This window comes from Pantoea sp. Lu_F5_004 (assembly GCF_051136245.1).
Lineage (GTDB): Bacteria > Pseudomonadota > Gammaproteobacteria > Enterobacterales > Enterobacteriaceae > Pantoea > Pantoea agglomerans.
In genome coordinates this window covers 830,097-844,777 of the sequence record NZ_CP194946.1, presented here as the reverse complement: position 1 = coordinate 844,777, position 14,681 = coordinate 830,097, and the positions used below count along the sequence as shown (strand labels likewise).

At 56.8% G+C, this 14,681-nt stretch carries 14 protein-coding genes; 4 read left to right on the top strand and 10 right to left on the bottom strand.

Annotated features, from left to right (window positions below; genetic code table 11):
• Nucleotides 1-5 precede the first annotated feature (5 nt).
• The 4 genes from prfB to xerD all read right to left on the bottom strand — a co-directional run bounded on the left by prfB (nucleotide 6) and on the right by xerD (nucleotide 4,701).
• A protein-coding gene (prfB, locus tag ACR8BN_RS04035) for a peptide chain release factor 2 (RefSeq protein WP_099257461.1) occupies nucleotides 6-1,104 on the bottom strand; the annotation gives its coding sequence in 2 pieces (ribosomal slippage) (nucleotides 6-1,028 and nucleotides 1,030-1,104; 1,098 coding nt in all).
• A 231-nt stretch (nucleotides 1,105-1,335) separates the two neighbouring features.
• Nucleotides 1,336-3,069, bottom strand: coding sequence for a single-stranded-DNA-specific exonuclease RecJ (gene recJ, locus ACR8BN_RS04030; protein WP_010671048.1), 1,734 nt, complete (start codon nucleotides 3,067-3,069; stop codon nucleotides 1,336-1,338).
• 3 nt (nucleotides 3,070-3,072) lie between these two features.
• On the bottom strand, nucleotides 3,073-3,786 hold the full coding sequence (gene dsbC / locus ACR8BN_RS04025; protein ID WP_010671049.1) for a bifunctional protein-disulfide isomerase/oxidoreductase DsbC: 714 nt from the start codon (nucleotides 3,784-3,786) through the stop codon (nucleotides 3,073-3,075).
• Between the two features lie 21 nt (nucleotides 3,787-3,807).
• Complete coding sequence (gene xerD / locus ACR8BN_RS04020; RefSeq protein WP_010248689.1) at nucleotides 3,808-4,701, bottom strand: site-specific tyrosine recombinase XerD; 894 nt, start codon at nucleotides 4,699-4,701, stop codon at nucleotides 3,808-3,810.
• Nucleotides 4,702-4,803: 102 nt separating this feature from the next.
• On the opposite strand from xerD, the gene fldB reads away from it, so the two are divergent.
• Nucleotides 4,804-5,322 (top strand): flavodoxin FldB, encoded by a 519-nt coding sequence (gene fldB, locus ACR8BN_RS04015; protein WP_010248777.1) that lies wholly within the window; start codon nucleotides 4,804-4,806, stop codon nucleotides 5,320-5,322.
• A gap of 127 nt (nucleotides 5,323-5,449) precedes the next feature.
• Here fldB and ACR8BN_RS04010 read toward each other — a convergent pair whose 3' ends face one another.
• Nucleotides 5,450-5,860, bottom strand: a complete 411-nt coding sequence (locus ACR8BN_RS04010) for a protein YgfX (protein WP_031592538.1) — start codon at nucleotides 5,858-5,860, stop codon at nucleotides 5,450-5,452.
• The gene (gene sdhE / locus ACR8BN_RS04005) at nucleotides 5,835-6,101 is read right to left on the bottom strand and encodes an FAD assembly factor SdhE (RefSeq protein ID WP_010248781.1); all 267 of its coding nucleotides are present in this window, start codon (nucleotides 6,099-6,101) and stop codon (nucleotides 5,835-5,837) included. Before sdhE ends, ACR8BN_RS04010 begins: the two co-directional genes overlap by 26 nt.
• A 226-nt stretch (nucleotides 6,102-6,327) precedes the next feature.
• Between sdhE and ygfZ the strand changes: the two genes are divergently transcribed.
• Entirely contained in the window at nucleotides 6,328-7,314 is a 987-nt protein-coding gene (ygfZ, locus tag ACR8BN_RS04000) for a tRNA-modifying protein YgfZ (protein WP_434747348.1), read from the top strand.
• Nucleotides 7,315-7,372: 58 nt separating this feature from the next.
• Here ygfZ and trhA read toward each other — a convergent pair whose 3' ends face one another.
• Complete coding sequence (trhA, locus tag ACR8BN_RS03995) at nucleotides 7,373-8,038, bottom strand: PAQR family membrane homeostasis protein TrhA (protein ID WP_434747347.1); 666 nt, start codon at nucleotides 8,036-8,038, stop codon at nucleotides 7,373-7,375.
• A gap of 169 nt (nucleotides 8,039-8,207) precedes the next feature.
• Here trhA and ACR8BN_RS03990 point away from each other — a divergent pair, with 169 nt between their 5' ends.
• Both ACR8BN_RS03990 and ACR8BN_RS03985 read left to right on the top strand, forming a co-directional pair.
• A complete protein-coding gene (locus tag ACR8BN_RS03990) occupies nucleotides 8,208-8,927 on the top strand; it encodes a MurR/RpiR family transcriptional regulator (protein ID WP_039389278.1) in 720 nt (239 codons plus the stop codon).
• 115 nt (nucleotides 8,928-9,042) lie between these two features.
• The gene (locus ACR8BN_RS03985) at nucleotides 9,043-10,482 is read left to right on the top strand and encodes a 6-phospho-beta-glucosidase (protein ID WP_109652180.1); all 1,440 of its coding nucleotides are present in this window, start codon (nucleotides 9,043-9,045) and stop codon (nucleotides 10,480-10,482) included.
• 30 nt (nucleotides 10,483-10,512) lie between these two features.
• Here ACR8BN_RS03985 and ACR8BN_RS03980 read toward each other — a convergent pair whose 3' ends face one another.
• The 3 genes from ACR8BN_RS03980 to gcvH form a co-directional block, all read right to left on the bottom strand.
• A complete protein-coding gene (locus ACR8BN_RS03980; protein ID WP_434747346.1) occupies nucleotides 10,513-11,256 on the bottom strand; it encodes an SDR family oxidoreductase in 744 nt (247 codons plus the stop codon).
• Nucleotides 11,257-11,322: 66 nt separating this feature from the next.
• Nucleotides 11,323-14,196: an aminomethyl-transferring glycine dehydrogenase gene (gene gcvP, locus ACR8BN_RS03975; RefSeq protein ID WP_425015279.1), complete on the bottom strand. Its 2,874-nt coding sequence runs from the start codon at nucleotides 14,194-14,196 to the stop codon at nucleotides 11,323-11,325.
• A gap of 80 nt (nucleotides 14,197-14,276) precedes the next feature.
• Complete coding sequence (gcvH, locus tag ACR8BN_RS03970; RefSeq protein WP_010248802.1) at nucleotides 14,277-14,663, bottom strand: glycine cleavage system protein GcvH; 387 nt, start codon at nucleotides 14,661-14,663, stop codon at nucleotides 14,277-14,279.
• Between the last annotated feature and the right edge of the window lie 18 nt (nucleotides 14,664-14,681).

The window sequence follows — 14,681 nt, the reverse complement described above, 5'->3', positions numbered from 1 at the left end:
GTTCCTTATAACCCTGCTTTTAAACTAGCTTCAATGAATCGATCCAGGTCGCCGTCCAGCACCGCCTGGGTGTTACGCGTCTCTACGCCGGTGCGCAGATCTTTGATGCGTGCATCATCGAGAACGTAAGAACGGATCTGACTTCCCCAGCCGATGTCGGACTTGTTGTCCTCCAGCGCCTGTTTCTCAGCGTTTTTCTTCTGCATCTCAAGCTCGTACAGCTTCGCTTTCATCTGCTTCATCGCCTGATCTTTGTTCTTGTGCTGAGAACGGTCATTCTGACACTGGGTGACGGTACCGGTTGGAATATGGGTAATACGTACCGCAGATTCCGTCCGGTTAACGTGCTGGCCGCCCGCCCCTGACGCACGATAGACGTCAATGCGCAGATCGGCTGGGTTGATGTCGATATCAATATCGTCATCGACTTCCGGGTAGATAAAGGCGGAGCTGAATGAGGTGTGACGACGACCGCCGGAGTCAAACGGGCTCTTACGCACCAGGCGATGTACGCCCGTTTCGGTACGCAACCAGCCAAAGGCGTAGTCGCCTGACACGCGAATGGTCACAGATTTAATGCCTGCAACTTCACCTTCAGACTCTTCGATAATTTCGGTTTTGAAGCCTTTGGCTTCAGCCCAACGCAGATACATACGCATCAGCATGCTGGCCCAGTCCTGCGCTTCGGTGCCGCCGGAACCCGCCTGCAGATCGATGTAGCAGTCGGCGCTGTCATACTCGCCAGAGAACATGCGGCGGAATTCCAGCTCGCCCAGCTTGCCCTCAAGGACATCCAGCTCGGCAACCGCTTCGTCGAAAGTCTCTTCGTCTTCCGCTTCTACCGCCAGTTCAAGCAGACCCTGCACATCTTCCAGGCCCTGCGACATCTGATCCAGCGTCTGCACGATCGCTTCCAGCGAGGAGCGCTCTTTACCCAGCGCCTGAGCACGCTCAGGTTCGTTCCAGACATCGGGCTGTTCCAGCTCGGCGTTTACTTCTTCGAGGCGTTCTTTCTTGGCATCGTAGTCAAAGATACCCCCGAAGAACGTCGCTGCGCTCACTGAGGTCCTGAATACGGTTTTTGACCGGGTTGATTTCAAACATGGCTTTAGCGTCTTTCTTATGTTCGATGGGACAGGAAATTTAACGCACAAGTTTACCCGAAACTGGCGGCAGATTGTAGCGCTGAGACAGCGGGCTGATGCCGGGGCGGCGTGACGCGTTGCATTTGCTTATCGGGCCGCGACGACAACCGCTCGCACAGCAGGTTAACGCAGGGGAAAAACAGGCTGACGCGCCTCTGCCGTGGCCGGAGACGCGCGCCCCTTATAAAAATCAAAGCGGCCAGATATGGTCAATGATCAGCTGTACCGAGCGGTTACCGCGATACTCATTGATATCCAGCTTGTAGGCCAGCTCGACCTGACGAATGCTGCTGTCGGGCCACAGGGTGGTATCGACATTAAAGGCGATCCCGTCGATCAGCGGACCGCCGTCCAGCGGTTCGACCATCACTTTCAGATGTCGCTCGCCCACCAGCCGCTGTTGCAGCAGCTTAAATTTGCCGTCAAAAGCGGGTTCCGGGAACGCCTGACCCCAGGGCCCCGCTTCGCGCAGCATCTCAGCGGTCTGCAGCGAAAACTCCTGCGGCTGCAACGCGCCATCTGACCAGATGATGCCCTGCAGAGATTCGCCATCCAGCCACTCACCGACCAGATCGGCAAAGCGCTGACGAAACTCCTCGTAGCGTGCGGTTTCCAGTGATAAGCCTGCCGCCATGGCATGACCGCCGAACTTCAGCATCAGGCCGGGATTCAGCGTATCCAGACGCTCCAGCGCGTCGCGCAGATGCAGACCGGCAATTGAGCGGCCTGAGCCTTTCAGCGTACCGTCGCCCGCCGGCGCAAAGGCAATCACCGGACGATGGAAACGCTCTTTCAGACGGGAGGCGAGGATCCCCACCACCCCCTGATGCCATTCGGGATGATAAAAAGCCAGCCCCAGCGGCAGATCGCTCTGCTCACGCTCAAGCGCCTGGCACAGCGCCAGCGCTTCGCTCTGCATGCCCTGCTCTATCTCTTTGCGCGTCTGGTTCAGCGCGTCCAGCTCACTGGCTAACATCCGTGCCTGACTGAGATCCTCAGTCATTAACAGCGCCACACCCACCGACATATCGTCGAGCCGGCCTGCGGCATTGAGCCGTGGCCCCAGCGCAAAGCCGAGATCGCTGGCCGCCATCTGACGCGCATCGCGATTAGCAATCTCCAGCAGCGCCCGGATGCCTGGCCGGCATTTTCCGGCCCGGATGCGGCTGAGTCCCTGCCACACCAGAATGCGGTTGTTGACGTCGAGCGGCACCACGTCGGCAACCGTGCCGAGCGCCACCAGATCCAGCATCTCTGCAAGATTGGGTTCGGTGCGGGTGGCACCAAACCAGCCCTGGGTGCGCAGATGGGCGCGCAGCGCCAGCATCAGATAGAACGCAACGCCCACGCCCGCCAGTGCACGTGAGGGAAAGTTGCAGTCCGGCAGATTGGGATTAACGATCGCCTCAGCGGCCGGTAAGGTCTCGCCCGGCAGGTGGTGGTCGGTAATCAGCACCGGAATCCCGTGCTGATGGGCACATTCAACGCCGGCGTGGGAGGAGATGCCGTTGTCGACGGTCAGGATCATCGCCGCGCCGCGCGCCCGCGCCTGCTCAACCACTTCAGGGCTGAGGCCATAACCATCTTCAAAGCGGTTAGGCACCAGATACTGCACGTTGCCGCCGCCCATGCTGCGCAGCGCCATGACCGTCAGCGCGGTACTGGTCGCGCCATCAGCATCAAAGTCGCCCACCACCATAATGCGACGCCCATCCAGCAGCGCCTGATGCAGCAGTTCCACTGCGCTCTCAATCCCACTTAAGGACTGGTACGGCAGCAGGTTTTTCGCCCCGCGCTCCAGCTCTGCCGCGTCGCGCACGCCGCGTTGCAGATAGAGTCGTTTCAGCAGCGGCGGCAGCGTCGCCGGAAGCGCATCGTCAACCGTCACCTCACGGCGACGGAGTTCCACATCCTGTTTTACCACCGATTAACCACCACGCTTCTGATTGTCCAGCACCTGCTTCAGCTCCTGCGGCGACTGATAACCTGGGATCATCATGCCGCTGTCAGTCAGCATCGCGGGCGTGCCCTGAATGCCGAACAGCACGCCAAGTTTATAGTGCTGGGCGATATCGATTTTGCAGCTGTCTGGTGCGGCCATCTTCGGCGCATTGCCTTTCATCGCCTCATCAAACGCTTTATTGCGGTCAGCGCTGCACCAGATCGCTTTCATCGCCGGTTCAATCTGACCATTCAGCCCTTCACGCGGAAACGCCAGGTAACGCACGGTGATGCCCAGCGCATTGTAGTCCGCCATCTGCTCGTGCAGCTTGTGACAGTAGCCACAGGTGATGTCGGTGAAGACCGTGATCACGTGCTGCTCTTTAGGTGCTTTGTAGACGATCATCTCCGGCACCAGCGCCTCGACTTTTTTGTCCAGCAGCTGGTTAGTGACGTTGACCGGCTGTTTGCCGCTGACGTCATAGAGCGGCCCCTGAATCATATGTTTGCCGTCGTCGGTCACGTAGAGCACGCCGCTTTCTGACAGCACGGTTTTAAAACCCGGCAGCGGTGACGGGCTGATCTCTGTCTGGTTCAGACCGAGCTTTTTAAGTGATTGCTGAATGGCGCTGTCATCGGCCTGTGCGAGACCGGAAAAGGCGCTGGCTAAAAGAGCCAGCATGGCAAAATGCTTGTTCATTTTTGTCCTTATCGCCGCGGTTCAGGCCCGCGGATGGTGTTGTTGATGCAACTGACGCAGGCGCTCAGTGGCGACGTGCGTATAAATTTGGGTGGTGGAGAGATCGCTGTGTCCCAGCAGCATCTGTACGACACGCAGATCGGCACCGTGGTTCAGCAGATGGGTCGCAAAGGCATGGCGCATGACATGCGGTGATAACTTTTCGCTGTCGATCCCCGCCAGCGTGGCGTAATGCTTGATGCGATGCCAGAAAGTCTGGCGCGTCATCTGCTGCGCCCGATTACTGGGAAACATCACGTCCAGCGTCTGACCGTTAAGCAGCCACGGACGCCCATGTTCCATATATTGCTCCAGCCAGTAAACCGCTTCTTCACCTAAAGGCACCAGTCGCTCTTTATCCCCTTTACCGATAACCCGGACAACGCCCTGGCGCAGGCTGATGTCGCTGAGCGTCAGGCCAATCAGTTCGGAGACGCGCAGGCCCGTGGCGTAGAGCAGTTCCAGCATCGCTTTATCGCGCAGTTCCAGCGGGATATCAATATTCGGTGCCTGCAGCAGCCGCTCGACCTGCGCCTCACTGAGATCTTTCGGTAAACGCTGCGGCAGTTTTGGTGCTGACAACAGCGCGCTGGGATCGTCCGGGCGCAGCTTTTCGCGGTAAAGATACTGGAACAGGCGACGCATGGCGCTGAGCAGCCGCGCTGAGCTGGTCGCCTTGTAGCCGCCTTCCAGCCGTTCAGCCAGAAACTGCTGCAGATCCAGCGGCGCCACGCTAAGCAGCGTCAGCTGATGATGCGCCAGCCAGCCGGTCAGCGTCTGAAGATCCTGGCGATAAGAGGAGAGAGTGTTCTGCGCCAGATTGCGTTCAATCCAGAGCGCATCAAGAAACTGTTCTGTCAGATCGCTGTCCTGCACGTTATCTCCGCCGTCTGGTGTAAAATCATGCTCATTATGCCTGATTCAGCAGCGCTTCTGGTACAATTGCGCCAAAGTCAGTATTTACAGAGTGTTATCTGCATGAAAATCGGTCTTTTTTACGGTTCCAGTACCTGTTACACCGAAATCGTAGCGGAGAAAATTCGCGATTTTATTGGCGAAGAGTTAGTGACGCTGCATAACGTGAAAGATGACGACCCGCGCCTGATGGAGCAGTACGACTTGCTGATCATGGGCATCCCGACCTGGGATTTCGGTGAGTTGCAGGAGGACTGGGAGGCGATCTGGCCGCAGTTGCCCGCGCTGAATCTGCAAAACAAGATTGTCGCACTGTATGGCATGGGCGATCAGATTGGCTATGGCGAGTGGTTTTTAGATGCGCTCGGCATGCTGCACGATTTGCTGCAGCCGATGGGGGTACGTTTTGTCGGCTACTGGCCGCTTGAAGGCTATGAGTTCACCAGCCCGAAACCGCTGAGTGCCGATGGCTCGCAGTTTGTGGGTCTGGCGCTTGATGATGTGAATCAGTTCGAGGTCACCGATGAGCGCGTTGAGCAGTGGTGCGAGCAGGTGTTAACCGAAACCGCCGGACTGCTCTGACGGCCCTTCTGCCGGTGTCGAACCGTAGCCTGAACAGGTTCGCGGCTTTAACCACCCTTGCCTGTCATTATTGAACCGCAGTGCAGGCAGATAAACGGCTTAAGACGCTTTGCCTGCCCTACTGCCATTAATGCCGCGCCGGGCTGAAGCAGCAGGCGCGTAACGCCCGCCATTCGCCAGGCTGCATATTGTCCTGCATCAGCCACCAGCGCAGCGTGGCACCCTGTTCGCTCTTCGCCACCAGCAGCACGCCAACGGGTAACCAGCGTAGTGGCTGAGTTGGCCGCCAGCGTTTTCCCTGCCAGCTCCAGCAGTGGACGCTTTCCCGCTGTAACGTACCCTGCCGTTGAATCAGTCGCCAAACGCTGCGCCAGCCCTCCGCCAGCAACAGCAGAATAATCGGCGCTTTAACCAGCCAGCCGCCTGCAGGCAGCGTCATCAGCACCACGCCAGTCACGGCTGCTATCAGCCAGGCGCAGACTAACCCGCACGCCAGACGAGAGGGCCGCAGCTTACATTGCCACCGGGCCGCGAGCATGGTTACGCTGCTGGATCAGGTTCACCATCCGCTTAAGCTCCGGATCCTTTGGCTCACCGTGATTCATCAGCCAGTTAAACAGATCGGGATCGTCACTCTTTAGCAAATCCACAAAGACCTGCTTATCGGTGTCGCTCAGCGTCTCATACTCAAATTTGAAGAACGGCATAATAGCCACATCCAGTTCCAGCATGCCGCGACGGCAGGCCCACTGAATGCGTGATTTATCATTAATATCCATGCATCAATTTCCACAATTCACAACGTGGCGCCTAGTGTAACCTGGTTTAATGCCGCTCGCAGGCGCAGCGTCGCATGCTGTGCAACCTGCCACATTTCAGGCTGGATCTTTTCAGGGTTATCACGCCTTTTGTGCGCCGTTTTCCGTAAACAGGTTGCATTGCCAGTCGGCTCTTTTAACATTAAAGATATTATTCCGGATGAACCTTCTTATACAGGATATCTCCATGCCCACATTTACTTTACCGCCGCGTCAGCCTGCCGCGTCGTCTCGTCTGCCGTTAACCCTGATGTCACTGGATAGCTGGGCGCTGGTTTCCATTACCGGCGCCGACAGCACCTCTTACCTGCAGGGGCAGTTAACGCTGGATGTCGCCGCGCTGGATGCCGACCACCATTCGCTCGCCGCACACTGCGATGCTAAAGGCAAAATGTGGAGCAATATGCGCCTGTTCCATCGCGGTGAAGGCTATGCCTATCTGATCCGTCGTGAACTGCGCGACACCCAGTTGCCTGAGTTAAAGAAATACGCCGTGTTTTCGAAAGTGTCGATGGTGGCTGATGATGAGTCAGTATTGCTGGGCGTGGCCGGCTTTCAGGCGCGCGCCGCGCTGGCAAATCTGTTTGATAGCCTGCCCGACAGCGAAAAACCGGTGGTGCAGCAGGGAGAAACCACGCTGCTGTGGTTTGCCCATCCGGCCGAACGTTTTCTGATTGTCACTTCGCTGGCCCAGGCAGAAGCGCTGAAGCAGAAGCTCAATGACGATGCACAGTTCAATGACAGTCAGCAGTGGCTGGCGCTGGATATTGAAGCGGGCATTCCGGTGATTGATCCCGCCACCAGCGTGCAGTTTATTCCGCAGGCTACCAATCTGCAGGCGCTGGATGCTATCAGCTTTAAAAAAGGGTGCTATGCCGGTCAGGAGATGGTGGCACGGGCGAAATATCGCGGCGCCAATAAACGCGCGCTCTACTGGCTGGCGGGTCAGGCAAGTCATCTGCCCGAAGCCAATGCCCCACTGGAGTTGCAGATGGGTGAACGCTGGCGTCGAACCGGCAGCGTGCTGGCTGCGGTGCAGTTAGATGACGGGATTAGCTGGATTCAGGTCGTGATGAATAACGATCTGGAGCCGGACAGCGTGCTGCGGGTGGAAGGCGATGAAGGCGGACATCTGACCAGTCAGCCACTGCCCTACTCGCTGGATGAGAGCTGATTGAGCGTATGGCCCTTCCGTTAAGGGAAGGGCCAGTACCGCAATTCAGAGGCTCAATTCAGCGCACATAAAAGTAGATAGCGCAGAAGTGGCAGAGACTGCCGCCCAGCACGAACAAATGCCAGATGGCGTGGTTAAACGGAATGCGGCGCGCAACATAGAAAATCACCCCCAGCGAATAGATAATCCCGCCTGCGGCAAGCAGCCAGATGCAGCCCGGCGGCAGGATCATCGCCAGCTGATAAACCACAATCAGCGACAGCCACCCCATACAGAGATAGGTCACCAGCGACAGCGCTTTAAAGCGATGCGCAATCGTGAGCTTGAACAGAATACCGGCCAGCGCCAGCCCCCAGATCACCGCCATCAGTCCATATGCCAGCGGCGTCCTCAGCCCCACCAGCAGAAACGGCGTATAGGTGCCGGCAATGAGCAGATAGATGGCGCAGTGATCGAACTTTTTCAGCCAGGGTCTGGCCGGGCCAGCCGGAATAGCGTGATAGAGCGTCGAGGCCAGAAACAGCAGGATCATGCTGCCACCATAGAGGCTGTAGCTGATAAAAGTGATGGTGTCGGCCTGCCTCTCGATGGCCTGATTGAGCATCAGTATCAGACCGACAATGCCGAACAGGCAGCCAAGACCGTGACTGATACTGTTGGCAATTTCCTCGGCGAACGAATAGCCCGCGGCGTGTTGATGTTTGTGAGAGAGTGTGGGGGTCATAACAGGTTCCTGAGCAGCTCCATAGCGGTGATATCGTTATCCAGCGTAGCCAACAATTTTTTCAGTGTACACTTGTACGCTAAAATTATCGTGGTGAAATTCACTATCCCTTAAACCGGGTGATGAATCTGGTAAACTGGCCGCCAGTCCACTGTTCAACGAGTCATCCATGTTTTCGCATAGCGATCTCGCCCGCCTTAACGATCTGGAAATGCAGGTCTATCAGTTCATCATTAAGCACCGCGAAGGCGTCAGCTACATGACGATCCGCGAGCTGGCTGAGCAGGCTGGTGTCTCCACCACCACCGTGCTGCGTTTCTGTCGCAAGATGGGTTGTGAAGGCTGGTCGGAATTCCGCATCCGCCTGCGCTTAAACGAACAGCAGAGTGCGCCAATGCTCAACACGGCGGGCGTCAGTGAAATGCTGAGCTTTTTTAAGAGCATCAATAATCCTGAGTTTGAACAGCTCATCGCTGAGGCCGCGCAGAAGATTAATCAGGCTGAGCGGGTCTTCTTTATTGGCGTCGGCACCTCCGGCAGCCTGGCAAAATATGGCGCACGCTTTTTCTCTAACCTCGGTAAATTCAGCCACGCGATTGACGATCCCTATTATCCGGTCAGTCCCGATCTCTATGAAAACGCCATTGCCCTTATTTTATCGGTTTCCGGTGAAACGGAAGAGATCCTGCGCATTGCCAGCCAGTTCAGCCTGAATAAGTGCAAAATCATTGCGATAACCAACACGGAGAGCTGCTCGCTGGCGAAGATCGGTGATTTCAACCTCTGCTACCATGTGCCAATCATCCGTATGGCGGACAATTCCGACATTACGACTCAGGTGCCGGTGACCTATATTATTGAAGCAATCGGCCGCCAGCTGGGGAAATAAAACAGCCTGTTTTTTGGATGTAACAAACGCATTTATTGCCGCGCTGTTATATCGTGACTTTCATTATTGCCTTGCTACACTCAGCTCAATTTCAATATCCGTAATGGGGTGAAGCATGAGTGCAGAATTGCAGTTACCAAAAGGCTTTCTTTGGGGCGGAGCGGTGGCAGCGCATCAGGTTGAAGGCGGCTGGGATCAGGGCGGCAAAGGCGTCAGCATTGCTGATGTGATGACCGGCGGTTCACATGGCGTTGACCGGGTGATCACCGACGGCGTGCAGCCGGGTCATTTCTACCCGAACCACAAGGGTGTGGAGTTTTACTCCCACTACAAACAGGATGTCGCGCTGTTTGCCGAGATGGGCTTCAAATGTTTCCGCACCTCGATTGCCTGGACCCGTATCTTCCCTAACGGTGACGAGCAACAACCCAACGAGGCGGGCCTGCAATTCTATGACGACCTGTTTGATGAACTGCTGAAGTATGGCATTGAACCGGTCATCACCCTTTCGCACTTCGAAATGCCTTATCACCTGGTCAAAGAGTATGGCGGCTGGCACAACCGCAAAGTGGTCGACTTCTTTGTGCGGTTCAGCGAAGTGGTGCTGAACCGCTATAAAAGCAAAGTGAAATACTGGATGACCTTCAATGAGATCAACAACCAGCGTAACTGGCAGTATCCGCTGTTTGGTTACTGCTGTTCAGGCGTGATCTTTACCGAACATGAGAAACCTGAACAGGCGATGTATCAGGTGATGCACCACCAGTTTGTTGCCAGTGCAAAAGTGGTGAAACTCGGCCACGACATCAATCCTGACTTTCAGATTGGCTGCATGATCGCCATGGTGCCGGTCTATCCCTTCTCCTGCCACCCGGACGATGTGGTGCTGGCACAGGAATCGATGCATCAGCGCTATGTATTCAGTGACGTGCAGATGCGCGGCTACTATCCGGCCTACACCCTGAAAGAGTGGGCGCGCAAGGGTTACGACATTCAGATGGAAGCGGATGATGCCGAGACGCTGCGCCAGGGCTGTGCAGACTATGTCGGTTTCAGCTACTACATGAGCAACGCGGTGAAAACCGATGCCAGCGGCGTTGACGATCCGATCACCGGCTTTGAAGGTGTGGTGAAAAACCCGCATGTGAAAGCGTCAGACTGGGGCTGGCAGATCGATCCGGTTGGCCTGCGCTATGCCATGAACGAGCTGTATGAGCGTTACCAGAAGCCGCTGTTTATTGTTGAAAACGGCTTTGGTGCTATCGATAAGCCAAACGACAATGGCGTAATTGAAGATGATTACCGCATCGACTATCTGCGTGCGCATATCGAAGAGATGAAGAAAGCCGTGGCGTATGATGGTGTTGAGTTAATGGGCTATACGCCGTGGGGCTGCCTCGATTGCGTCTCTTTCACCACCGGCCAGTACGACAAACGTTACGGCTTTATTCATGTGAATAAAAACGATGATGGCAGCGGCGATTTTTCTCGTGGGAAGAAAAAGAGTTTCAGCTGGTATCAGCAGGTTATCGCCAGTAACGGCGAAAACCTGTAAGTCATCACGCCGCATCAGCGGCGAAGTGAGTTAACGCCCACCGGCAGCGTCAATGATGCTGCCGGTGACGTAAGAGGCCGCGTTGCTGGCCAGCCAGACGATCGCTTCCGCCACCTCTTCTGCTTCACCGCCGCGTCCCATCGGGATCACACTGGCAAGCCTGTCTACTCTGCCTGGCTCTCCGCCATCGGCATGCATCTCTGTATAGATAAATCCCGGACGTACGCCGTTGACCCGAATCCCCTGCTGCGCTACTTCCAGCGACAATCCTCTGGTCAGCGTGTCCATCGCCCCTTTTGAGGCGGCGTAATCGACATATTCGCCAGGCGCACCGGTACGCGACGCTGCCGATGAGACGTTGACGATGGCTCCGCCCTGACCGCCGTGATGCGTGCCCATCCGCTTCACCGCCTCACGACAGCAGAGAAAAGACCCAATCACGTTGGTGGCAAAGACCTTATGCAGTCGTGCCACATCCAGCTGCTCGGTGCGACACTGCTGAAACAAAATTCCGGCGTTGTTCACCAGCAACGCCAGCGGTTCAGACTGCTGGTCGAGCTGCGCAAACATCGCCATCACCTGGGCTTCATCACTGATATCTGCCTGAACAGCAAAGGCTTCACCGCCCTGCTGCCGGATCTGCGCCACCACCTGTTGAGCTTCCGCTTCGCGCTGACGGTAGTTCACCGCAACCCGATAACCCCGGGCGGCCAGTAACAGCGCTGTGGCCCGCCCGATACCGCGGCTGCCACCCGTAACCAGTGCCAGTTTCATGCTGATTCTCCAGAAAAAAGGGCCGACGAATCGGCCCTTTGTGGTTAACGTTTGCCTGCGGGGAAATTACTGATAGTCGCTCATCGGCACGCAGGAGCAGAAGAGATTACGGTCGCCAAACACATCATCCAGACGTTTTACCGTCGGCCAGTATTTGTTGTGGCTGCCCGCCGGGAAGACTGCCAGTTCACGGCTGTAAGGATGTGACCACTCACTGACGATTTCCAGCTGTGTATGCGGCGCATTAACCAGTGGGTTGTCATCCAGCGGCCATTCACCTGACGTCACCCGATCAATCTCCATGCGGATCGCCAGCATCGCGTCGATAAAGCGATCCAGTTCGATTTTGCTCTCCGATTCGGTCGGCTCCACCATCAGCGTGCCCGCTACCGGGAAGGACATCGTTGGTGCGTGGAATCCGTAATCGATCAGGCGCTTAGCAATATCCAGCTCACTGATGCCGGTCTGCTCTTTCAGCGGACGGATATCGAGAATACATTCGTGCGCCACGCGACCGTCACGGCCAGTGTAAAGCACCGGATAGGCAGACTGCAGCCGGCGGGCAATGTAGTTGGCATTCAGAATCGCGACCGAGCTGGCCTGTTTCAGCCCTTCTGCGCCCATCATGCGAATGTACATCCAACTGATTGGCAGAATGGATGCACTGCCAAACGGCGCTGCGGATACGGCGCCCTGCTGCGTCAGTACACCGTCGATCTGCACCACGCTGTGTCCCGGCACAAACGGGGCCAGGTGCGCTTTGACGCCAATCGGTCCCATACCCGGACCGCCGCCGCCGTGCGGAATGCAGAAGGTTTTATGCAAATTCAGGTGCGAGACATCCGCGCCGATATAGCCAGGCGTGGTGATGCCAACCTGCGCATTCATGTTCGCGCCATCCAGATAAACCTGACCGCCATACTGATGCACGATCTGGCACACTTCGCGAATGGTCTCTTCATAAACGCCATGAGTTGACGGATAAGTCACCATGATGCAGGAGAGTTTGTCGCCCGCCTGAGCCGCTTTTTCACGCAGGTCGCCAAGGTCGATGTTGCCCTGTTTATCGCAGGCCACCACCACCACGTCCATGCCCGCCATCTGGGCTGAGGCCGGGTTAGTCCCGTGCGCCGAGCTCGGGATCAGGCAGAGATGACGATCGCCCTCGCCACGGCTTTCGTGATAGCGGCGGATCGCCAGCAGTCCGGCATATTCACCCTGCGCGCCGGAGTTTGGCTGCATACAGAGTGCATCATAGCCGGTGAGCTGCACCAGCCACTGCGAAAGCTGGCCGATCATCTGCAGATAGCCGGTAGCCTGCTCAGCCGGGCAGAATGGATGCAGCTCCGCAAATTCCGGCCAGGTGATCGGGATCATCTCTGCCGCGGCATTGAGCTTCATGGTGCAGGAGCCCAGCGGGATCATCGCCTGATTCAGCGCCAGATCCTTTTTCTCCAGGCTGTGCATGTAGCGCATCATCTCGGTTTCGCTGTGATGACGGTTGAACACCGGATGGGTCAGGATCTCGCTGTGGCGTTGCAGGCCAGCAGGAATCGCGTGGCTTTCGCTGGCCACTTCGCTGTCGAGCTTTTCCAGGTCCTGACCGTGTTCATCACCCAGCAGAATGGCGAACAGCGCCAGAATATCTTCGCGGCAGGTGGTTTCATCCAGCGTGATGCCCACGGCGTTATGGATGTCGCTACGCAGGTTAACGCCAAAGCTCAGGGCACGGTTCAGCACGGCGCCTTTATCCGCCACCTCCACCGTCAGCGTGTCGAACCAGTGCTGATAGCGCAGCTTCAGGCCGCCCTGTTGCAGTCCCGCCGCCAGAATGTTGGTGAAGCGATGAATGCGTGAGGCAATGCGTTTCAGGCCCGCCGGGCCGTGGAACACCGCATAGAGACCGGCGATGTTTGCCAGCAGCACCTGCGACGTACAGATGTTGGAGTTGGCCTTTTCACGGCGGATATGTTGTTCACGGGTCTGCATCGCCATACGCAGCGCCGTGTTGCCCGCCGCATCACGTGAAACACCAATGATACGGCCTGGCATAGAGCGTTTATGTTCGTCGCGGCTGGCGAAAAAGGCCGCGTGAGGGCCGCCGTAGCCCATTGGCACGCCGAAGCGCTGAGCTGAACCAAAGACAATGTCTGCACCCTGTTTGCCCGGCGCTTCCAGTAACACCAGCGACATAAAGTCCGCCGCCACGCTGACCACCACTTTGCGGGCTTTCAGTCCGGCAATCAGCGCGCTGTAATCGTGCGCTTCGCCGGTGGTGCCCACCTGTTGCAGCAGTACACCAAACAGGTCGTCATGATCGGGCGCTTTGTCCGCGCTATCAATAATCAGTTCGAAGCCGAACGTCTCCGCCCGGGTGCGGACCACATCCAGCGTCTGCGGATGGATATCATCGGCAATGAAGAATTTATTGGCATTTTTGAGCTTACTGACGCGTTTTGCCATCGCCATTGCTTCAGCGGCAGCGGTTGCTTCGTCCAGCAGTGAGGCGGACGCGATATCCATGCCGGTGAGATCCAGCGTCAGCTGCTGGAAGTTCAGCAGCGCTTCCAGACGGCCCTGGGAGACCTCAGGCTGATACGGGGTATAGGCGGTGTACCAGCCCGGATTCTCCAGCATATTACGCAGGATGACCGGCGGGGTGATCACCGCGCTGTATCCCATACCGATCCAGGATTTGTAACGCAGATTCTGGCTGGCAATCGCTTTCAGTTCGGCCAGAGCCTGCTGTTCAGTGGCGGCTTCGCCAACCGCTGGCGGGCCTGGCAGCTGAATGTCTGCCGGCACAATCGTGCTGATTAATGCTTCCAGCGAACGGGCACCAATAGCGTCAAGCATCTGCGCCTGCTGCTCAGGTGAAGGACCGATATGGCGCTCAATGAATGCACCGTTGTGTTCAAGCTGGCTGAGAGTCTGAGTCATTAGCAGTAAATCCTGAATCGGGCTGGGGGAACCGGAGAGCAAACATAAATCTGCGGCCTCTTTGTGAGGCCGCCTGACGACTACTCGTCGATGGAGGCTTTGTAAGCATCCGCATCCAGCAGCGTGTCGATTTCAGACGCGTCGCTGGCTTTGATTTTGAATAACCAGCCGCCTTCATAAGGCTCGCTGTTGACCTGCTCCGGTGAGTCAGTCAGTGCTTCGTTGACCGCCACAATCTCACCGCTGATCGGCGCATAGATATCTGAAGCCGCTTTAACGGATTCCGCGACCGCGCACTCTTCACCGGCGGCAAACGTCGCGCCCACTTCCGGCAGATCGACAAACACCATATCGCCCAGTAGCTCCTGCGCATGTTCAGTGATACCCACGGTGTAGCTGCCATCTTCTTCTTTGCGCACCCACTCGTGGCTGTCGCGGTACTTCAACGTATTCGGCACATTGCTCATTGGCCATTTCTCCTGAAT